This is a genomic window from Catellatospora sp. KI3, from assembly GCF_029948125.1.
In the GTDB taxonomy this organism is placed as follows: domain Bacteria; phylum Actinomycetota; class Actinomycetes; order Mycobacteriales; family Micromonosporaceae; genus Catellatospora.
Map to the genome: position 1 here is coordinate 1 of NZ_JASAMB010000087.1, position 326 is coordinate 326.

At 61.7% G+C, this 326-nt stretch carries 1 protein-coding gene; it reads right to left on the reverse strand.

Translation table 11 applies throughout. The annotated features are described in order from the left end of the window. Positions 1-326: endo-1,4-beta-xylanase (locus QEZ54_RS36305; protein ID WP_281309324.1), on the reverse strand; the 326-nt coding region annotated here is incomplete at both ends.

Genomic DNA, 326 nt, shown 5'->3' on the forward strand with positions numbered 1-326 from the left:
CCACCCGTGAAGTGGGTCTGCAGCCCGACGCAGTCGATCGGCACACCCCGCGACTTGAAGTCCTGGACCATCCGGTACACACCCTGCGTCTTACCGTACGACCAGTTCTCGATGTTGTAGTCGTTGTAGCACAGCTTCACCGACGGATCAGCCGCCCGAGCCGTACGGAACGCCACCTCGATCCAGTCGTTGCCCGTACCCTGCAGATTCGACTGCCGACGACTGCCGTCCTCGTTGAACGCCTCGTTCACCACATCCCACGCCGCGAGCTTGCCCTTGTAATGGGCCATCACCCCGTTGATGTGATCGATCATCGCCTGCCGCAG